This is a genomic window from Paenibacillus gallinarum, from assembly GCF_014836635.1.
Lineage (GTDB): Bacteria > Bacillota > Bacilli > Paenibacillales > Paenibacillaceae > Paenibacillus > Paenibacillus gallinarum.
On sequence record NZ_JACSQL010000005.1, the window covers coordinates 19963 to 40447 of the forward strand.

12 protein-coding genes are annotated in these 20485 nt (G+C 43.0%); 3 read left to right on the forward strand and 9 right to left on the reverse strand.

Annotated features, from left to right (window positions below):
• Window positions 1–10 precede the first annotated feature (10 nt).
• Window positions 11–802 carry an ABC transporter permease gene (locus H9647_RS12600; protein ID WP_191800418.1) on the reverse strand — a complete coding sequence of 264 codons (792 nt, stop codon included), beginning with the start codon at window positions 800–802 and terminating at the stop codon, window positions 11–13.
• Window positions 803–900: 98 nt separating this feature from the next.
• Here H9647_RS12600 and H9647_RS12605 point away from each other — a divergent pair, with 98 nt between their 5' ends.
• Complete coding sequence (locus H9647_RS12605) at window positions 901–3369, forward strand: O-antigen ligase family protein (protein WP_191800420.1); 2469 nt, start codon at window positions 901–903, stop codon at window positions 3367–3369.
• A gap of 148 nt (window positions 3370–3517) precedes the next feature.
• Here the strand turns inward: H9647_RS12605 and H9647_RS12610 are convergent, their stop codons facing one another.
• From H9647_RS12610 to uvrB, 6 genes are all read right to left on the reverse strand, one after another.
• A complete protein-coding gene (locus H9647_RS12610; protein ID WP_191800422.1) occupies window positions 3518–6031 on the reverse strand; it encodes a DUF3656 domain-containing U32 family peptidase in 2514 nt (837 codons plus the stop codon).
• A 252-nt stretch (window positions 6032–6283) separates the two neighbouring features.
• Window positions 6284–8197, reverse strand: coding sequence for a stalk domain-containing protein (locus tag H9647_RS12615; RefSeq protein WP_191800424.1), 1914 nt, complete (start codon window positions 8195–8197; stop codon window positions 6284–6286).
• A gap of 23 nt (window positions 8198–8220) precedes the next feature.
• Window positions 8221–9351 (reverse strand): S1C family serine protease, encoded by a 1131-nt coding sequence (locus H9647_RS12620; protein WP_191800809.1) that lies wholly within the window; start codon window positions 9349–9351, stop codon window positions 8221–8223.
• A 218-nt stretch (window positions 9352–9569) separates the two neighbouring features.
• Window positions 9570–9776 carry a hypothetical protein gene (locus H9647_RS12625; RefSeq protein WP_191800426.1) on the reverse strand — a complete coding sequence of 69 codons (207 nt, stop codon included), beginning with the start codon at window positions 9774–9776 and terminating at the stop codon, window positions 9570–9572.
• Between the two features lie 206 nt (window positions 9777–9982).
• The gene (gene uvrA, locus H9647_RS12630; protein ID WP_191800428.1) at window positions 9983–12844 is read right to left on the reverse strand and encodes an excinuclease ABC subunit UvrA; all 2862 of its coding nucleotides are present in this window, start codon (window positions 12842–12844) and stop codon (window positions 9983–9985) included.
• 760 nt (window positions 12845–13604) lie between these two features.
• Entirely contained in the window at window positions 13605–15599 is a 1995-nt protein-coding gene (uvrB, locus tag H9647_RS12635; RefSeq protein ID WP_191800430.1) for an excinuclease ABC subunit UvrB, read from the reverse strand.
• Window positions 15600–15769: 170 nt separating this feature from the next.
• Between uvrB and H9647_RS12640 the strand changes: the two genes are divergently transcribed.
• Together H9647_RS12640 and H9647_RS12645 are read left to right on the forward strand one after the other, a co-directional pair.
• On the forward strand, window positions 15770–16564 hold the full coding sequence (locus H9647_RS12640) for a flagellar motor protein (RefSeq protein WP_191800432.1): 795 nt from the start codon (window positions 15770–15772) through the stop codon (window positions 16562–16564).
• Window positions 16548–17384 carry a flagellar motor protein MotB gene (locus tag H9647_RS12645; RefSeq protein ID WP_191800434.1) on the forward strand — a complete coding sequence of 279 codons (837 nt, stop codon included), beginning with the start codon at window positions 16548–16550 and terminating at the stop codon, window positions 17382–17384. The genes H9647_RS12640 and H9647_RS12645 overlap by 17 nt, the downstream gene beginning before the upstream one ends.
• A 120-nt stretch (window positions 17385–17504) precedes the next feature.
• Here H9647_RS12645 and H9647_RS12650 read toward each other — a convergent pair whose 3' ends face one another.
• Together H9647_RS12650 and H9647_RS12655 are read right to left on the reverse strand one after the other, a co-directional pair.
• Complete coding sequence (locus H9647_RS12650) at window positions 17505–18809, reverse strand: PDZ domain-containing protein (RefSeq protein ID WP_191800436.1); 1305 nt, start codon at window positions 18807–18809, stop codon at window positions 17505–17507.
• 199 nt (window positions 18810–19008) lie between these two features.
• Window positions 19009–20469 carry a S41 family peptidase gene (locus H9647_RS12655; RefSeq protein ID WP_191800438.1) on the reverse strand — a complete coding sequence of 487 codons (1461 nt, stop codon included), beginning with the start codon at window positions 20467–20469 and terminating at the stop codon, window positions 19009–19011.
• Between the last annotated feature and the right edge of the window lie 16 nt (window positions 20470–20485).

Genomic DNA, 20485 nt, shown 5'->3' on the forward strand with positions numbered 1-20485 from the left:
CTTCACCTCTTTAAAGTACATCAGAAAAATGTTTTTGTAATTTTTTATACACAAATGTACCTATAAAAAATAGCATTATTGTAAGTATCCAAAAATACAAAGATAGTAATGGTTTCTCCCAAAACCATACAGAATTAAAAAATGAGTCTCTGTAACCTTCTACAATATAAAACATTGGATTTAGTTTTAAGAAAAAATGAAACTTTTCAGGAAACATCTCTGGTTGCCATAAAATCGGTGTCAACCAAACTCCAAATTGCAAAAATATAGATATAATCTGGTTAAGATCTCGAAAAAACACAACTATTGAAGCAGTAATGTAAGTTACACTGATAAGCAAAATCAACATACATAACATGTAGTATATTACTTGTAAATTATATACATCCGGATTAAATCCGTAGAAAAAAAATAAATAAACTATAAAGAAAAGAAAACACAGATGAATATATAGTGCAGAAATTATTTTAATTGATGGTATAACACTTTTCTTAAAAACTACTTTTTTAACCAGATAACTGTACTCTAAAAAACTATTAGTCGCATTACTTAAAGCCTCTGAGAAGAAAAACCAAGGTACCAATCCGCATATAAGCCATAGAATATATGGAACGTTATTAAGAGGCACCACTCTAAATCCAATTTGAAATACAAACCAGTATGTAATCAGAATAGCTATCGGCTGTATAAAAGCCCATGAAATCCCAAAATACGAGTTAGAATATTTTGTCCAAAAGTCGCTTTTTGACAATCGTAAAATCAAATCCTTGGAACCATTTAGTTCTTTCAAATAACTTTTCATTAATTTTATCTCCTATTTTATACTTAGAAATTATACATTCACGAACAACATTTTATGCTAAAATAATGTCGTATCTACTAGAAAAGGAGAATTATACCTTGTCAAATCCTGTATACGGTAATACTACCAAATCAACTAACAGTAGTAAGCCGAAGAATCAACGATCTATGCTTGAATGGCTCCTTGTTGGAGGCCTTGTCTTGTTCCTGATCTGGGCTCCGTTCCAGATTGCTTTGTTTAACGGTCAGATGTTGAATTTTGAAACACCACTCTATTGGGCTGTCCTTATCTCCACCCTGCTTATGTTCCTATGGATCGCTAACTATTACAAAGTAATTAAGCTAGAAACGCAGAGAGATTGGCTTCTTGTAGCTGTCCTACTGTTACCTCTGACTTATGTACTTTCTCTTATCTCAGCAGCATCCGAATATCTAGCAATGAATATGATACTAATCCAGTGCATTTATACGGTGATTTTTGCCATTGCAGTGGTTATTCTCCAAAACAAACAAATTAATCATATCATACATTTGGCAATTTTGGGGATTTCGTATGTTATTGTCGGATTTGGTCTAATGAACTGGCTAGGTGCATCCCGTTTAGCCGCAAATTTAGTCGGATGGTTTACGGGTGCTGTCCAGAATGGAATATATGTAGATGCCGTTATGGTCGATTCCAACGGACCACGGCTTACATCGGTATTTCAATACGCAAATACATATGCAGCTTTCCTTATGGCTCTGCTATTTGCATCCATCTTTAGTTTGGTGAAATCTAAGAAATGGATAGGCCAGTTAACTCACGGCTTCATGCTTGTGCCCATTATTATCTCGTTACTACTTACGTTATCGAGAACAGGACTTGTCTTGTTGCCAGTTGTTTTTGTAGTACTTTTGCTCTTCTTAAAACCAGCAAAACAAATTTTATGGATTATATATTGCCTTATTGCTGGAGGAGCTACGATTGCCGTACTTAATCCAATTACGACAGCGGGTCTGAAGCTACATGAAGAATATTCTACCTCCGTTGCTTTAGACGGTTGGATGCGCCTTTTAGTTGCATCTATTATTACAGCGGTTCTTGCATGGGTCATCCAAAAGTATCTGGCACCTCGCCTGACGAATGGTGTGCAGCACTGGGCAAACCGAAAATATTCAAATTTATGGATTCCGGTAGGTTCTTCTGTAATTGCAGGAGTTGTTGGAGGTTTACTTCTAGGAACTGGACTGAAGAGTATTTTGCCGCAAAGTATTCAAATTAGACTTGAGAACATTAACTTTAACCAGCATAGTGTGCTTGAACGTTTTACTTTTTACAAAGACGCGATGAAACTACTCGGTGATTATCCGATCATTGGTGCGGGCGGTGGAGCTTGGGCTTCATTATATGAAACGTATCAGAACAACCCGTATACGAGCCGTCAGGCTCATAACTTTTTCATGCAATATCTTGTGGAAGTCGGTATTATAGGTTTCATCATTTTTATGAGCTTTATGATTTTCATTATTTATAAGTATGTCAAAGGATATATCCGGTCCTCGGAAGAGAATAGAGAGTCACATTTCCTGTATTTCATTATTACTTTCTCTATTCTTACTCACAGTATTTTGGACTTTAATATGAGTTATGTATTTATGGGAATCCTCGTATTCCTAGGTTTTGGTGGAATGGCTGCAGTTATGGATAATAAACCGGTAAAAAAACTCCGTTTTACAGGTGGTGGCTCGCGATATGTGTACCTGGGTGTTGTAGGAGTCTTGTCTATCATCGTAATGTTTACCTCGGTACGTTACTTGCAGTCTAGCTATGCTGCATTAGAAGCACAACAAGTTGCACAGAACAGCCAATCTTTCGAAGAAATTAAATCAGCTTTGGATAAAGATTTATCTATACGTAAGACACATCCTGATTCATTGCAACTTATGGCTGAAATTTATCAGCAAGTCTATACTCAAACTCAAGACGAACAATTTTACAATGAAGGCATGACTTGGCTGGAACGAGGACTTGCAGCAGAGCCTTATAACAAAAATATGCTGAAGCAACAAATCGCTCTCTATCAGGCTAAAGGAGAAAATGAGAAAGCTTTCGCCATTCAAAACGAAAAAGCCGAAAATTTCAACTGGGATATCACCTGGTATGAAGCACTGATTAGCCAAGCTCACGATTTTGGATATCAGGCACTCGGAAATCAAGATAATGAGAAAAAAGAACATTATTTCAAAGCAGGACTAACTGCATATGAACATGTAAAACAAGGAATTGAACATTTAAAAACATTGCCTGAAGGACAGTTGCAAGGTCGTGCATTTGAAATTACGCCTTCCATCGCACTAAGCGCAGGCAAAATTGAATTGATGCAGAATCAGCCTGCTGAAGCTGCAGCGACACTGAAACAAGGACTCAAAGAAGATATGAGCGACCCAACCAATCAAGAAGTTGCTAGATGGTATCTCGCTTCCTTACAAAAAGCAGGGCAGACAGACGAAGAGATAATGAATCAACTCACTGCTGTTCAGCCCGAAGCAAAACAACAAGTGGATCAATTGGCTAATGTGAATTTCTAAGAAAATAATTTTATCCTTATATCATCAAAAAAGGACGATCTCAGTCAGTAAATGACTATAGATCGTCCTTTTTTAGTTTCTGTAGCAGACGGAGACTTCTCCTCACTTACATGAGAGTCCTCTCCTCTGTTTATTAGAGATAACTTATTTATTTCACCAACTGACCACGAGTTACACCCAGCTGATTGGTTGCTTTAAGTGTCTTCCATACCTGTGTACCGCTGATCTCTCCGCGCAGGGCACGGTTATACAGATCAATTACTTCGCGTACTTGCTCTGGAGTTTCTTCCAGGAACTCGACACGGTAGCGGGATACGCCCAGGTCCATGAAGTTGGTCAGGTATTCAGCACCCGACTGTTCAATTGCATTGTAAACCGTGTTACGGCAGCCTTCATCAACACGAACCGGATGGGACATGCCGATACGGTCTTGCAATGACACGCTGTGATCTTCACAAGGACGACCGCAGTTTGTATAGTCTGTTCCTTCGCTAAGGAACGTGCAATATACACAATGTTCCGTGTGGAACATTGGCAAATGCTGATGAATAACAACTTCCAATTTATCTGTCTGCGAGCGTTCAAGCAGATCGACCATTTGCTGAATATTCAGGTCATAAGATGGTGTTACGTAATCGCATCCTGACTCTACGAACAGTTCGACTGCTTTGTGGTTAGCAATGTTCAAAGAGAAATCACCAATCAGTTCAGGATGCTCTGCATCTGGATTCTCCATCCGATGACGCAGGTAGAAGTATAGAGCACCTGTGTTACGAACCAGTACAGCATCAGGCTTCAGACGCAGGATATTGTTATGATACCCGTTTTCGCCTGGCATATGAATACGCGGTGTTGCGAGTGCAATTTTTTTACCTGCTGCGTGAACCATTTCAACTGCTGCAGGGAATTGCTTGATGAACTCGAAATCGGCATAAATCATGCCAACTCCTGCTTCAATCGCTGCTTCCACTTGTGGAAGACTGCGGCAGAGTGCGGTAAGTTCAGCCTCGCCACGTTTTACAGGTGCTGCAGGAGTAGCCGCATCGCCGTATACTTCCACTTCCCGTTTCACGTAGACAGGAGGTTTCGGACGTTCGCCAACGAGCATATCCACTGCACGGCGGCGAATACTGTTTAGCTCACGCATTGGAACGATAACGTCCCCGTAAAGCTCAACATCAAGTTTCTCCAGTTGGTATACGGTACCACCAAGACGTCCAAATTGCTCTTCAAGCAGTTCTGGATTCAACGGACGTTTCTTAGCAATCTCCAGTTCCAGTTCGGAGTTCACATGAACTGTCGTACCTTTCTGTACATCGGTCCAAGTCGTCTCAAGCAACCCACCTGGGCGGCCGACAACACTGACATGTACAGGGAAGACCCGATATGGTTTTTCCGTCTCATAGCTTTGACGCAGACGTTTGTCGAGCGCTGGATCATTGGTTTTCCAGATCCGATCCCCTTCATGCAAACGACGCAAATCTACATCACTACGGCCAGGTACGATATCAATAATCCAACCTTCGCCAGCTTCGCCTTCGATCTTCACACCTTGTCTACGGATGTCATATACACGTCCGCCTTCTTCACGCTGTGTTGGATCTCCTGCATCAAATACAATTCCGTCTCCACGTTTCAGCGGAGCTTCAATCTTACATACAACCCCGTCACGTAAAATCTTCTCTACACGGCCAAGATATACACCACGGCTTTTAGGGAAAGTACCATCTACCAATTGCTTATTGTTTGTTCCTTCCAAGAAACCATGTGTAAATCCACGGGAGAAACTTTGCTGAAGTTCACGAATTTCTTCCTTACTTACTGGATTTTGAATTCCATCAAAATATCCATCAATGGCTTTACGGTATTTGCTGACTACGTTCGCCACATACTCAGGCGTTTTGAGACGTCCTTCGATTTTAAAGGAAGTTACTCCTGCTTCAATCAGCTCAGGCATAATATCAATTGCAGCAAGGTCCTTAGGAGATAGCAGATAAGCTACGTCGCCCATCGGTTTTTGTTCTCCATCCACCATCAAATCATAAGGAAGACGGCAAGCCTGCGCACATTCTCCACGGTTTGCGGAACGTCCGCCCCACATTTCAGAAGTCAAACATTGACCTGAGTAGGAGACACAGAGCGCACCATGCACGAATACTTCCATCGGCAAACGTGCTTGTTCTCCAATTTTCTGAATTTGCTTGAGGTTGTTTTCCCGTCCAAGTACGACACGTTCTATATCAAAAGGTTTCGTGAATTCAACCGCTTCAGGCGATGTAATCGTCATCTGTGTTGACCCGTGAATCGGGAAGTCAGGAGAAATCTCACGGATCAATTTTACAAGACCGAGATCCTGAACGATAACCGCATCTACCCCTGCATCTACACAAGCGTCCACGAGTTCCTTCGCATCACGAAGTTCATTCTCAAATACCAATATATTAAATGTCAAAAATCCTTTTACGCCGTAGCTGTGCAAATACGCCATAATTTCAGGCAGTTCTTCCATACGGAAGTTATTCGCTCTTGCCCGGGCATTAAATTTCTCGACACCAAAAAATATAGCATCCGCACCATTCGCAACAGCTGAACGCATACAATCCCAATCACCGGCAGGAGCAAGCAGCTCCACATCTTCTCTTCTTAATGCTTTAATATCCATATATCCTCCTAAACCCGCATAAGTCACGGATTGCAATATAAAACCGAAACCTTGTATTCGTCCTTACTCCATACGATTAGTGTAGCCAATCTATGAAACAACTATAATAGTGTATCAAATCCACTCTCTTTCCTCTACCACTTCCTGAAAAAACCGATAAATAAAATAACATTTAAAGTCTCCATGGTGCGCATAAAAAAGCAGTAAGCAAATTCCTCTGCCTACCGCTCACTCTTACGAAATCCCAGATTTTTATTCGTTAAAAGAGAATGATTCCAGTGCATGATCCAGCGCACTCTTTTGTACCTCTGTACGATTGGCATCATTAATGACGCTTGTTATGGTATACGTGATTCCTTTATGTTCAAACAAAATTTGTTTCCCTTGGTGTGGCACTCCATTCTCTACCTCATGATAGGTAAAGGATGTGGCGGGTTGTCCTGCAAAGGTGATGCTTTCGGTTCCCACTAAGCGAAAATCCTTCCGGCTTTTCCCTGCCTCTTCATAGGATTCCTTCATCTGACTTACAGCCAGTTCCACTGAGATCTCTTCGTTTGTCTGAATAGAAAAATATCCACCCGTGAATTGATAAGATATTTTAGATCTCTCGTACTGGTCTTGAAGTGGTGTCCAGAAGCGCGGGATATCTAGTGAGTATCCGTATTTTTTGGAAGAGCGTGTTACCGATTTGGATTTATCAATTAAATAAGGATCTTCACCTAATCGTCCGAAATTTTCTGTTACGGTTTCAAAATCAATCTCAAGAGACTTCAAGATCGAATCAAACCGTTCCATTTCTTCTCCTGCTTTTTCAGGAACTGCGTATTCTAGATAGTATCGATATCCGTTTTCCTGAATCAGCACGTTATATTCAGTCGTCCATCCATCTCCGAAATTGTACTCAAACTTGTTAATTTGCGCATCTTTCCCTGCCACTTTCGCTGTATAGGAATCCATCTCACGGTAAGCATCGGTAACAAACACATCTTTCATCCACTTCGCCAGCTGATTACTCCAATCTTTGACCGAAGCACCTTGCGGAGCAGAAGTCACTTGCAAAGAAAGATGGGTTCCCTTTTTACTCTCATACACCATGTTTTGATTATCCTTACTCCACTCCGCAGGCACTGTGAGTCCGATACCATAATCCTGATTATAGGCTGTTGTCATCCCGTCTTCTACCGTCGATAAATCTTTTACTGAACGATCTGACGTGTTAAATGATGTTTTAAATGAGTTAAGCAATGGGGCATATTTTTGAAGATCTTTATAGTTGCTTGCTTCGTTATCTGAAAAATATATTTCATATAAGCGCCCATTATCATAGTATTGTCTAACTTCCCAGAATGTACCTTCTGTATCCTTTGTAACGATGCGGGCATAAGGAGTAGGTGCGTTTGGGTAAGCTTCGCGGTCCATTACCGTCTCACCCATGCTTTTGGCTTCCTGAACCAACTGCTGCAGCATATCGTCTGCATCAAGCTTCACTTCTTCCGCATTCACAAGAATTTCAAAATAATAGGCACCTTCGGCATCCATAAAGTTGATATAATCTTCACTTCCATCATAAGAACTGCCGACAACAAGTCCAGTTGGGTAATTCATAGACCATCCATAGTAACTGTTTCCTATTTTCGTTTTACCTACATCAGCGTCAATCCCATCTTCTGATTGTTCGTGATCGGCATCCTCATTATCATTTCCTTTGAGACGAACAACAAGCTCACCGTTCGGGTTCTTCTGAATACTCGCTCCAAGACCTTGCGCAACAGGACGCAGCGGCACCATTAGTACCCCTTGTTTCATTTCCGGAGCAGCGCTCATCTCTACCTTCTTACCATCGATCCAGGCTGTAGAGCTGCCAATAGTTAACGCTACGGTATGTGGTCCATCCATAATTTTAACGACATCATTACCACTCAGCTTTATTTGGCTGTTGAACGTCTTTTTAAAAACGCCCAGTGGCACCATCATCGTCCCTTTTTGAATATAGGGTTTGTTAATGCTCTGTTTCTCTCCATTTATAGCCGCAACCGTGCTACCTACTTTTACTCTAAGCTCATCCATATGATTGGCTTCAGCCAGCATAGGAACAGCTCCGCCAAAAGCAAGCATCCCTGTAAGCAAAAAGGTAGCCACGATCTGTGCCGATCTTGAATTATTCAATCTATCTTCTCTCCATTCTTCGGTTAAAAATCAGATTCCTCTTCTTCGTTATATACTTCCGTTTCACCTTGGGTAAGAACGACCTGCCTTGACACAATATCTCCGCCCGACTGCATGAGCAGCTTCACTTTTTGACCAGGTAGATAACTTTTGAGCAGTTCGTTAATGTCGACAACCGAAGTAACACGTTTACCGGCAATACTGTAGAGTTCATCCCCCTCTTTGATTCCTGCTTTCTTCGCTTCCTTGGTGAGAACACTTGTAATCGTAAGCGGATCTTCTGTCGGGAGGCCCACTATAGCAGACCAGCTTTCCTCGAGTTCTACTCCCAAGCTGGCACGTCTAACCTCTCCATACGTGAAATAATGTTTAATTACATAATTTACCGTTTCCGCTGGTATAGAGAAGCCTGTATTCTCTACGCCTAAAGCTGCAAATTTCATAGAATTGATGCCTACCACTTCGCCTTTTAGATTCACGAGCGGACCGCCGCTGTTTCCTGGATTAATCGCTGTGTCACTTTGAATAAGTCGGTACGATCCATTTACTGCTCGGTTTAACCCGCTTACTACTCCAACCGTAGCCGAATTTCGCAGCGAAAAAGATACCGGAGTTCCAATTGCAATAACCGTTTCTCCTACACGAGTCTGCTCTGAAGAACTTATGAATTTGGCTGCTTTTAACGATTTAGCATTGATTTTAATCATAGCGATGTCACTTACAGGATCACTGTAGCTTTTGACAATCTTATAAGACTTCCCGTCTGACGTAACGACTACCGCTTCTGTCAGTCCATCGATCACGTGAGCGTTGGTTACAATCCATCCGTTGGACTTAATAATTACGCCTGTCCCATGAGCTAGGTTATAACGTTCAGATCCCCCTGTCTCTCCGCCGTCTTCAGAACGACCTATAATTCCCACAACGGAAGGGGATACGTTATCAATGACATCTGGCACCTGATCCTTCGCTGTATATATGTACTTTCCTGTTTTGCTATCGTATTTGCCAGTACCGCCTATTTTGGCGAGAACTTCTTTCGAATTAATATATATTTGGCCACCTTCTTGCTTCGCATCGAACGATACGCTCGCCGCGTTTACTTCTGTTGTAAATACAAAGGTGGATGCCAATAGGCATGCTGCTGCAGCCATGCCAGCTGATCTGTATACGGGTTTCAATTCTATCACCTGTTCCTCTCTCCCTTCACTTATTTCTCTATCGATCTCTAGTTCTATATGTATGGTAAATCAGAAATCTATCCTTCTATGAAACTGCTGAATTACTGGATTCTATTTAAAATATGGGAATAAAAAACACCTTCCTTATAATTCAACGGAAAGTGTTCTTGAAATAATAAGGCTTAATTTAGTTAACTAAGCCAATGTTTAATCATGGCATAATCTGTAATCAAAAAGACAAGCAGGCTGACGATCGTAAATCCAATGGCAAACAAATTTTTCTTAGGTGCTTTTACCAAACGAACCAAGCCAATAAATATAATGATAGTAAACAAGATGACAAAAATATCAAAACCATTGAATTTCGTAGTTGCACTTGCAGCTTCTGCTAACAGCATAAATGCACCTCCTCTAGTTCGATTATCGTACACCGTACAAGCGTTTACACCTTCTTATATGTTATCTTCATAATCCAGGTTACGCAAGTCTTTTCATCCAAATAATTCAAAATAATCCAGTTTTCTATTTTGTCTGCTCGCTCCCTGTCTTCTGATTGCATAAAAAAGCAGGAAAGACGAAAGTCTTTCCTGCTAGCTCCTATTATTTACGTGTGATGAAGTTCAAGCTTTTTACTGCGCTCTGTATCCCGTTCAAGAACCGGTTTAAGGTATTTCCCTGTATACGATACTTTGATATTCACGATCTCTTCAGGAGTTCCTGTACCCAGCAGTGTTCCTCCACCGCTTCCTCCCTCAGGACCCAGATCAATAATGTGGTCAACGGTCTTGATTACATCCAGGTTATGCTCGATCACAAGGACCGACTCTCCAGAATCCACAAGACGTTGCAACACTTTCAACAAGCGATCAATATCATCGACATGAAGTCCTGTTGTAGGTTCATCCAAAATGTACATTGTTTTTCCCGTACTGCGCCGGTAGAGTTCGGAAGCAAGCTTCACGCGCTGCGCCTCTCCTCCAGACAAGGTGGTTGCTGGTTGACCCAGCTTAACATAACCAAGACCTACATCCATGAGGGTTTGCATCTTCCGATGGATTTTCGGAATGTTTTGGAAGAACTCTGTTGCATCTTCCACTGTCATTTCAAGCACTTCAGAGATGTTCTTCGATTTATATTTTACTTCCAGCGTCTCCCGATTGTATCGTTTCCCTTTACATACTTCACATGGGACGTAAACATCTGGCAAGAAGTGCATTTCAATCTTAATAATCCCGTCCCCACGGCAAGCCTCACAGCGTCCACCTTTAATGTTAAAACTAAACCGGCCCTTTTTATACCCGCGAAGTTTTGCTTCATTGGTCTGGGAGAACAGATCACGGATATCATCAAATACACCGGTATACGTTGCAGGGTTCGAACGCGGTGTACGTCCAATCGGTGACTGGTCAATATCAATGACTTTATCAATATGTTCTAGTCCGCGAATTTCTTTGTGTTGACCTGGACGCACCTTAGCCCGATTCAGATCGCGCGCAAGTGTCTTATACAGAATTTCATTAACAAGTGTAGACTTACCAGAACCGGATACACCTGTAACCGCCGTAAATACACCAAGTGGTATTTTCACATTAATGTTTTTCAGGTTATTCTCCTTCGCACCGCGGATCTCTAGAAAGCGATCATCGCCTTTGCGTCTCTCTGCTGGTACTGGAATGAACTTGCGTCCACTCAAATAACTGCCTGTCAGAGAGTTAGGATCCTCCATAATTTCTTGCGGTGTCCCTTGAGACATCACTTGTCCACCATGAATTCCGGCACCTGGGCCAATATCAATAATATGGTCGGCTGCCATCATGGTGTCTTCATCATGTTCTACAACGATGAGCGTATTACCAAGGTCACGCATATGAGCAAGTGTAGAAATGAGGCGATCATTATCTCTTTGGTGCAGACCAATGCTCGGCTCATCAAGAATATATAATACGCCCATGAGACTTGAACCAATCTGAGTCGCAAGACGAATCCGCTGCGCTTCTCCGCCGGACAAAGTTCCCGCTGCACGACTCATCGTCAGGTAGTCGAGACCTACATTGACAAGGAAGCCGAGGCGGCTATTGATTTCTTTTAGAATCAGCTTAGCAATGGATTGTTCTTTCTCAGACAATGTTAATGAGTTAAAAAAGTTCACTGCCTCTCCAATCGAGAGTTCCGTAACGTAAGCCATGTTGTGATCGTTAATTGTGACGGCCAAAATTTCTTTCTTGAGCCGATGGCCCTTACATGTTCCACAAGGCTTTGCACTCATGTATCCTTCTATAAACTCCCGAACCCCTTCAGAGGCTGTATCCCGATAACGGCGTTCCAGGTTTGGAATAATGCCTTCAAAAGCCACATGGGCATCTTTTCGTTGACCAAAATCATTCTCATAACGGAAGCGAATCTTCTCTCCATTCGTTCCATGCAGCAACTTGTTCATTTGATCAGCGGGAAGCTCGCTGACTGGAATATCCATAGGGATCTTATAATGCTCACATACAGAGCGTAAGAACTGTGGATAATAATTGGACGTTCCTCCCGCCCAGGCATCAAAAGCTCCCTTTTCAATGGTTTTACTTGGATCAGGAACGAGCAGTTCCGGGTCAACAATCATTTTGACTCCGAGTCCATCACAGTCTGGGCAAGCACCAAACGGACTGTTAAACGAGAACATCCGTGGTGACAACTCTTCCATACTGAAACCACAAATCGGGCAGGCAAAATTCGAACTGAAACGAAGCTCTTCCTGTCCAATAATATCGACCAACAATTGGCCGCCAGAAATTTTGAGAGCCGTTTCTATCGAATCTGCAAGCCGGGCTTGTACATCCTCTTTTACAACAATTCGGTCTACAACCACTTCAATGGTATGCTTTTTGTTTTTCTCTAGTTCAATCGTTTCCGAGAGATCTCTCATCTCTCCATCAATTCTTACACGAACAAAACCTTGTTTTGATATGTCCGCTAAAATATTCTTGTGTTCACCTTTACGGCCCGAAATAACAGGTGCCAAAATTTGAAGTCTGGTTTTCTCCGGATAATTCATAATCCGGTCAACCATTTGCTCCACTGTTTGAGAGGTAATCTCAACCCCGTGGTCTGGACAATGCGGATGACCAATCCTTGCAAAAAGGAGACGTAGATAGTCGTAAATCTCCGTTACAGTACCTACCGTAGAACGAGGGTTTCTACTCGTTGTTTTCTGATCGATAGAGATCGCAGGAGATAAACCTTCAATAGAATCTAAATCCGGTTTTTCCATCTGCCCAAGAAATTGACGAGCATAAGCAGACAACGACTCTACATACCGGCGCTGTCCTTCCGCATAGATGGTATCAAAAGCAAGTGAAGATTTACCCGAACCGCTAAGTCCGGTTAGTACGATAAACTTGTCACGTGGAATGGTGACATCTATATTTTTCAGGTTATGCGCTCTAGCGCCTTTAATTACAATGTTCTCGCTTGCCACATGCTCATCTCCTTAGGGGAACTTCACCCACCTAAATCCTCCCTGACAGGGAGGACCCCAGAGGACTTCCCTCTGGACTCCCAAACTGGCGGTATGGGGTAGGTTGGCGTTGTTATAGTGCTACTTTGGTATAATGGGGGCGCATCCCCCTGACATATAACACTCCCATCGGAGTGTTATATGTCAGGGATGCTTGCAGTCGCTGATTGCTGGAGGCTTCGCTTCTCCAGCGGCGGACCATTGCCCTCTGGGCTCGGTCCTTGAAGGGACTGTGGCTGGAGGTCGCTTTGCTTCTCCAGCGGCGGACCATTGCCCTCTGGGCTCGGTCCTTGAAGGGACTGTAACTGGAGGTCGCTTTGCTTCTCCAGCAGCGGACCATTGCCCTCTGGGCTCGGTCCTTGAAGGGACTGTGGCTGGAGGCCGCTTTGCTTCTCCAGCGGCGGACCATTGCCCTTTGGGCTCGGTCCTTGAAAGAACTGTGGCTGGAGGCCGCTTTGCTTCTCCAGCGGCGGACCATTGCCCTTTGGGCTCGGTCCTTTAAGGGACTGTAGCTGGAGGCTTCGCTGCTCCAGCAGCGGACCATTGCCCTTTGGGCTCGGTCCTCATTTATATTATTTAAACAGTATATCTACAAGTATAGCCTGTGAACTTTATTTTCAAGCGATATAATTTTATAAGAAAACAAAGAAGAGTACATAAAGATCAAACTCTATATGTACTCTTGAAGAAGAGAACGACCACAAGGCCGTTCTCTTCATTATTATTCTGCCTTCAATTCGAGTAGCGCATCACGAAGTTCTGCGGCTCGCTCAAACTGTAGATTCTTAGCTGCATCTTTCATTTCTGCCTCTAGACGCTGAATGAGTGACTGGCGCTCGCGCTTCGACATTTTCTCTGCGCCGCTAACCAGGTAATCACTCTTCGATTCAGCAACTTTCGTTGCTTCAATCACTTCACGTATTTTTTTACGTATCGTCTGAGGTGTGATTCCATGCTTCTCATTATAAGCGATTTGTGTAACCCGCCGGCGTTCCGTTTCTTTGATCGCTTTATCCATTGAATCAGTAATACGGTCACCGTACATAATAACTCGGCCCTCGCTGTTACGTGCGGCTCGGCCGATCGTCTGGATAAGTGAACGCTCCGAACGAAGGAACCCTTCTTTGTCTGCATCAAGGATTGCGACGAGAGAAACCTCAGGTAAATCAAGACCCTCTCTCAGCAAGTTAATCCCAATAAGTACATGGAATGTACCTAGCCTCAGATCCCTGAGAATAGCCATCCGCTCCAGTGTCTTGATATCGGAGTGCATGTATCTCACCTTAATTCCTACTTCTTTGAAGTAATCGGTGAGATCCTCTGACATCTTCTTCGTCAGCGTGGTAACAAGTACTCTTTCATCCTTCTCAACCCGGTCACGAATCTCATTAATGAGATCGTCAATCTGTCCTTTGGTTGGTCTAACTTCAATAATTGGATCAAGGAGCCCTGTTGGACGAATGATCTGTTGAACCATTTCACCTTCAGTATGCTCTAGTTCATAAGGTCCTGGCGTTGCAGATACATAAATAATCTGTTTTGCCTTTTCTTCGAACTCTTCAAACTTGAGCGGTCGATTATCGAGTGCAGAAGGTAACCGGAACCCATGCTCTACTAAGACTGTTTTTCTAGCTTGGTCACCATTATACATAGCGCGAATCTGCGGAAGTGTTACATGAGACTCATCGACAACGATTAACATATCATCCGGAAAATAATCGAGCAGCGTATAAGGTGTCGCTCCTCTTTCCCGGAAAGTTAACGGTCCTGAATAGTTCTCAATTCCAGAACAGAAGCCCACTTCTTTCATCATCTCTATATCATAACGTGTACGCTGTTCAAGACGTTGTGCTTCGAGAAGTTTCCCTTGCTCTTTGAGCACAGCAAGACGTTCTTCCAGTTCACGTTCTATATTGACGAGCGCAACCTTCATCGTATCCTCATGCGTAACAAAGTGAGATGCTGGGAAGATGGCGATATGTTCTCGTTCACCAATGAGTTCACCGGTAAGCACATCAATCTCTGTAATCCGTTCGATCTCATCTCCAAACAGTTCAACACGAATCGCATGCTGATCTTTGGAGGCAGGGAAAATCTCAACTACATCCCCACGAACACGAAAAGTACCACGTACAAAATTAAGATCGTTCCGTTGGTACTGAATATCTACAAGCCGAGCCAAAATCTCATTACGCGGCTTCTCCATCCCTACCCGAAGAGATAATAGTAAATTCGAATACTCCATCGGAGAACCGAGACCATATATACAGGATACACTTGCTACGATGATGACATCCCGTCGTTCAAACAAAGAACTCGTAGCCGAGTGTCTTAGTTTATCTATTTCTTCATTTATACTAGAATCCTTCTCGATATACGTATCGGAAGAAGGAATATATGCTTCTGGTTGATAGTAATCGTAGTAACTTACAAAGTAATCCACCGAGTTACTCGGGAAAAACTCTTTAAACTCACTTGCCAGCTGTGCTGCAAGCGTCTTGTTATGTGCAATAACAAGCGTCGGTCTGTTCAGTTTTGCTATGGTCTGAGCAATCGTAAACGTCTTACCCGTACCCGTAGCACCAAGCAAAGTCTGGTGCCTCTTGCCTGCACGCACACCTGCGACCAGCTCTTCAATTGCTGCAGGCTGATCTCCCTGGGGCTGAAATTCCGACTCGAGTTGAAACGTCTTATCACTCATGACTATATCACTCATTGCCCAACCTCACCCTCATCGTCTAAAATAGATCTTACATTTATGTCGATATTTGCCGAGAAAACTGGTATCGGAAATATTCTTTGAATAGGAATATTTGTTCCCGTTTATTATACTCGGTTCATATCATGGATGCAAATGTAAGTAACGTCAAGGAGGCGAAATCATTCATGGATATCGCGACCCTAATCGGTCTAATTGCCGGAGCAGTCGCCATTATCGGAGGTTTTTTATGGGAAGGAGGGCAAATTACAGGATTATTTCAGTTTACAGCCGCACTTATTGTGTTCGGAGGAACCATAGCAGCTATTCTGATTAGTTACCCGATGTATCGTATTCGGACGATACCTGCGGCTTTGCGTATGGCATTTCGCAAGTCTAATAATGAAGCAAGCGAGTGGATAGATGACATTGTGGAAATGTCGATGCTTGCCAGAAGAGAAGGGGTTCTCGCCCTTGAACATAAAGTAATGGAACACTCTAATGATTTTTTGAAAAATGGAATCCAAATGGTCGTTGACGGAACTGACCAACCGGTGGTCCAGCAAATCATGGAGCTCGAAATTGATGCCAAAGAACAGAAGCATGATCATTATGCCAAAATTTTTGAATCTGCTGGTGCCTATGCTCCAACGATGGGAATCATCGGAACCGTAATGGGATTGGTTCAGGTTCTTGGAAGTCTGACAGATCCTACTGAGCTCGGTCCATCCATTGCTGTTGCTTTTATCGCTACTTTATATGGCGTCGCAAGTGCCAATCTTATCTTTCTGCCGATCGCTTCAAAAATCAGAGCAAAAAGCGAAGAAGAGACCTCTACTTTGGAAATGCTCTTAGAAGGCGTATTATCTGTTCAAAATGGGGAGAATGCTTTACTTGTTCGTAAAAAACTCGAAACTTATGCCCTAAAACATAAGTTCCCAGAAATGAACAGAAAGGAAAAAACTCATGAGACAGCGGAATAGACGAAGTCGCCTCATACGAACAAGACAGGCACGAGCAAGTAACTCTGCCGCTTCCCATGACCGCTGGATGATTACTTATGCAGACCTGATCACTCTTTTACTCATTTTCTTCATCATGTTATATGCAATGAGCAGACTCGATGCCAATAAATACGAAGATATTACGAGCTCGCTGCAAACTACATTCCAAAATTCAAATCATATTTTAGAAGGCAATGAAGGGATTACAGGAGACAAGCCTTCTCCTGAACAACAGAATCCAGGCGGCGATGCAATGCAGTCTGATGATAATAAAAACGAAAACCCTGAATCTGAGAAAACAGAATCTGCTCATGAAGCAGCTTTTCGAGCTCAAGAGAAAGAACTCCAGCAATTACTCAGCCAGATTGAGGGATACATAGAAGATCACAATCTGACAGAACTGATTTTTGTAGAGGACAAGCCCCAAGGCATATCGATTACGCTGAGTGAACGTTTTTTATTTCGCAGCGGTAATGCTAGACTGATGGACGGATCTTCTCCAGTACTACACCAGTTAGCCAGCTTGTTCAGAGATTTAGGCATGAATATTTCGATTGAAGGACATACGGATAACATGCCCATCGTTAATAGTTCCACCTATAAAGATAACTGGGAATTATCCGGTGCAAGAGCCCTGTCCGTATTACGTTATTTTATGGATGAGGAAGACCTGGAGTCGGATCATTTCCAGTATGCAGGCTATGCCGATACTCGCCCTGCCGAGGACAATAGCACAAAAGAAGGCAGACAAAAGAACCGCCGAGTTGAAATCACCGTGCTACGGCAACTTCAGGAATAAGGCAGTTCCTTTCATGAGTTACCTGTTACTTTAAGCAAAAAAGACCTCCAATCTGTACTACGCAGATTTGGAGGTCTTTCACTTATTAAATCATCTTATTATGATGGCTGATGATGACGATTAGCTGTCTTGCCGAAAAGCATCTGCAAATCCTTCGTTCGGATCTACCTTATGCTGTATCTGAAGCTTCATACCAAATATCTGATAGATTGATGCAGGACGCTCCTTAATTGCTGAACCCGTATCTGGATCAGGAGCTAGTAATGCACCAAGTTGATGATGTTCGCCCTCGTAGAGAGCACGCTGCAGAAATTTACTTTCCCCGTTAATATTCCGTATTTCCAGCTTGCAAAAAGCCGCGTTCATCCGAAGACAACGATGTAAATCTGCCTCTGAATGGACAATGTGCCCATTCACTTTATAGATAACTTCACCAGGCATAAATCCAAGTTCGTCTGCCGGGCTTCCCGGAAGAACCGCTAGAATCTGTAAGCCTTGCTTTGGATGAACATAAATCGGGCTTCGATTCTCCTCTTCGTAAGAACTAATCCAACTAAGTGCTTCATGCCCAAGAAACGCGAATAGTACCGCAACAATAGTAGCTGGGCTCCACCACATCGACAACAGTCCCAGAATAAGCAGTACAGCGCCATATAAAAGCATACGCTTTGAGGTTAGGGAAACCTTCTCTTCTGGAAGCATGCTTTTCGTCATCTCACCAAAACCGATAAGCAGCGGAAGTCCGAATAATAGATACTCTCCTGATCCTTGTAAGAATACAGGATTCCAAGGAAGATCGGCTCCAGTTCCTAAACCAGCAGGAACAAGCAACATTAGTGGAATCGGAGTTAAGTACTGCAGCTGATAACCCCCAACCAATTTCCCACGTTTCCCCTCAAAATAAACCGGAGATGCAGCTTGTCCCCGCTGCAAGCGAATGACTATAGCATGCATCAGATGGAGCACCGCACACAATACAAGAAGGGAAGGGATAGTGAGCTGCTCAATCTCAAGAATGATACTCCCCATAAAGCCACTCGGCTGCCACTGCTCAAAGAACCCTAAGATCCACTGGATGAGTCCAAGAATACTTATCGCATACACCGCATTCAAATAACGCACACGGAATAACATGAGAACGAAAGAGGTTACCCAGATTAGCACTACACCTTGAATTGAAAGCTGAATTCCCAGGAATACATATAGAATAGAGACGATTACTCCGAGCATTACGCCGGTAATCACTGTCCGAGTCGTTAATAACGGCCAAGCGTTAAGACGTACATGCATTAATTTTCGTTCCAGCATCCCTTGCCTGCGAAACCACAGAGCGATAATTACAATGGCAATATAATAAAATGGCTGGCTTAGCAGGTCGATTACTGCATCCAATATCAGCCAAAGCCATGAGATGACTTCATTCAAATAGGTTCACGCTCCTTTTTTATGCAATTGATTCAACTAAAGGTATTATAAAATTGTTTACTCATAAATCCAATAAAAAAAGAAGGCTGAACAGCAGCCTTCTTCTTGAAATCAGACAGTTATTCAACTATCTGCATTTCTGATTTCAGTTAAGAAAAACTATTCTGAACGTTACATGTTCACCCTTGTTTTTCTTGTATTAATTCGACGCACCTGAAGTTATTTCCTTCTTCATTTCAGATACGGCTTTTTTAAGCTGAGTATCATACTGTGGATCACTGATTTTCTCAATGAGCGCTGCTTCCAGTGCTCCTGCCGTTTTCTCATCTAAGATGCCGCTGGCTGTAAGTCCTTTGGAAGCCTGGAATGCCTTAACCGCAGCTTGTGTCTTAGCATCGAAATATCCATCTTTACGGTCTGTCTTGAATCCAAGTCCCTCCAGCATCGTTTGTGCATTCTTCACATCCGTGCTGTTCGAATCAAGTTTAAGCGGTAAGTTATCCTTGGTAATCGGAGCTACCGAGAAGTATTCAGGCTGACTGACCGTAAGATCAGGCTCGATCCCTTTCTCATGAATCCAATCTCCATTCGGGGTAAGCCATTTTGCTATCGTAATCTTCACTAGGCTTCCATCGCCAAGCTGACGTTCAAAACTTGTCTGAACTGTTCCCTTACCAAAAGAGTTCTCTCCGAGCAGGGTTGCTCCTGCGGATTGTTGCAAAGCACCCGCCAAAATCTCGGAAGCACTCGCACTACCCTTATTCATAAGTAGACTTACAGGGTAAGGTTTCGCAGAACCCTTAGACTCATTCTTCTCACGTTTGCCGTTCTTATCTTCTACCTGAACGATGAGCTCGCCTGATGGAACAAATTGTTCTGCAATATCAATGACGACAGATAATACACCACCAGGGTTGTTCCTTACGTCAATGATAAGGCCTTTCATATTCTGGGCTTCGAGCTTGGCTAACTCTTCTTCAAAACGTTCTGCGGTATTCAGTGAAAATTGGGTAATCGTAATAATACCAACCCCATCTTCCTGCATTTCTGCGTAAACCGTTTCCAGGTCGATGTCATCTCTTACAATCGTAAATTCGAGTGGATCAGTGGAACCTGCCCGCTGAACAGAGACCTTGGCTTCGCTGCCCTTTGGACCACGAATTTTATTGACGGCCTCATTTAGGTCAAGTCCCTGAAGAGATTCTCCATTTACCGATAAAATGACGTCCTTGGACTGAATACCTGCTTTTTCTGCCGGCGATCCTTTAATTGGTGAGACTACGATGACATTTCCATCCTGAGAGGAAACCTCAGCACCAATTCCTGTAAAGGATCCTTCAATCGATTCTTCAAACTGTGCTGCTGTCTCCTGTCCCATGTAACTGGAATAAGGATCACCGAGCGCCTCCATCATTCCGTTAATCGCACCATCAATCAGTTCGGTACGATCAATATCCTGATAGTAGTTTTCTTCAATTAAATCGAGCGTTGTTTCGATTTTCGAAAGATCATTCTTCTGACTGCTTCCGGTTACACTCGCAAGTAAACCTTCTCCACCCTGACTATTCAGAGATTGAAAGTTTACAAATGCCAGTGTCAGCAAACACCCGCCTAGTAGGCCAATGATAACCAGCATGAAAGCAGAACGCTTCTTCATCATGAGCGTCACCGCCCTT

Excerpts from the sequence above, each read along its gene's own strand:
- H9647_RS12600 (WP_191800418.1), bottom strand. The coding sequence starts at position 802 with ATGAAAAGTTATTTGAAAGAACTAAATGGTTCCAAGGATTTGATTTTA.
- H9647_RS12610 (WP_191800422.1), bottom strand. The coding sequence starts at position 6,031 with ATGGATATTAAAGCATTAAGAAGAGAAGATGTGGAGCTGCTTGCTCCT.
- H9647_RS12620 (WP_191800809.1), bottom strand. The coding sequence starts at position 9,351 with ATGGCTGCAGCAGCATGCCTATTGGCATCCACCTTTGTATTTACAACA.
- H9647_RS12625 (WP_191800426.1), bottom strand. The coding sequence starts at position 9,776 with ATGCTGTTAGCAGAAGCTGCAAGTGCAACTACGAAATTCAATGGTTTT.
- uvrB (WP_191800430.1), bottom strand. The coding sequence starts at position 15,599 with ATGAGTGATATAGTCATGAGTGATAAGACGTTTCAACTCGAGTCGGAA.
- H9647_RS12640 (WP_191800432.1), top strand. The coding sequence starts at position 15,770 with ATGGATATCGCGACCCTAATCGGTCTAATTGCCGGAGCAGTCGCCATT.
- H9647_RS12645 (WP_191800434.1), top strand. The coding sequence starts at position 16,548 with ATGAGACAGCGGAATAGACGAAGTCGCCTCATACGAACAAGACAGGCA.
- H9647_RS12655 (WP_191800438.1), bottom strand. The coding sequence starts at position 20,469 with ATGATGAAGAAGCGTTCTGCTTTCATGCTGGTTATCATTGGCCTACTA.